General features: G+C 41.6%; 1 pseudogene. It reads left to right on the top strand.

Going from position 1 to position 876, the window contains the following annotated elements:
- A pseudogene (locus IEY14_RS25695) lies at positions 1 to 876 on the top strand (hypothetical protein); the annotation flags it as partial.

Here is an 876-nt window from a genome sequence, read left to right as displayed (position 1 = left end):
ATATCTTATGCAACTCCATTTTGTTCTTCAACAGCTACTGCGCAAGCGGTGACGTTAACAGGGACTGGTGCTTATACTGGTGGTGTCTATTCATCAACTGCTGGGCTTTCTATTAATGCTGCAACGGGTGCTATTACGCCTTCGACTTCTACTCCAAATACGTATACCGTTACCTATACTATTGCTGCTAGTGCTGGATGTGCTGCTGTAACTACAACTACTTCGGTAACTATTACGCCATTGCCTACAGCTACAATTAGTTATGTCGGAACACCTTTTTGTTCTTCTCTAGCTGTCCTACAAGCGGTGACTTTAACTGGAACTGGTGCTTATACAGGTGGTGTGTATTCCTCTACTGCTGGGCTTTCTATTAATACTGCAACGGGTGCTATTACACCTTCGACTTCTACTACAAATACGTATACCGTTACATATACTATTGCTGCTAGTGGAGGTTGTGCTGCCGTTGTGGCAACTACTTCAGTAACTATTAATCCTATTCTATCTCCAACTGTTAATTGCGGAATATCTACCACTACTTCTGTACAATTTACTTGGACTGCAGTCGCAGGAGCTACTGGTTATTCAGTCTCTTATCAAGTAAATGCTAATCCTTTGGTAAACGTTGGAGCCATCGGAAATGTATTGAATTATACTGTAAATAGTCTAACTCCAGGTGATTCGGTAACTATTACATTAACTCCAACTGGTGGTGTTGGTGCTTGTTTTACTTTTAGCACAGCAACTTGTACTGCAGCTAATTGTAATCCTCCTACAGCTACTATCTCATATGCAGCAACTCCTTTTTGTACTTCTCTAGCTGCTGCACAAGCAGTAACTTTAAGTGGTACTGGAACCTATACAGGTGGTCTGTAT

This window comes from Aureimonas endophytica, assembly GCF_014642635.1.
Classification (GTDB): Bacteria; Pseudomonadota; Alphaproteobacteria; order Rhizobiales; family Rhizobiaceae; genus Plantimonas; species Plantimonas endophytica.
This window is presented reverse-complemented; position numbering and strand designations above follow the sequence as displayed.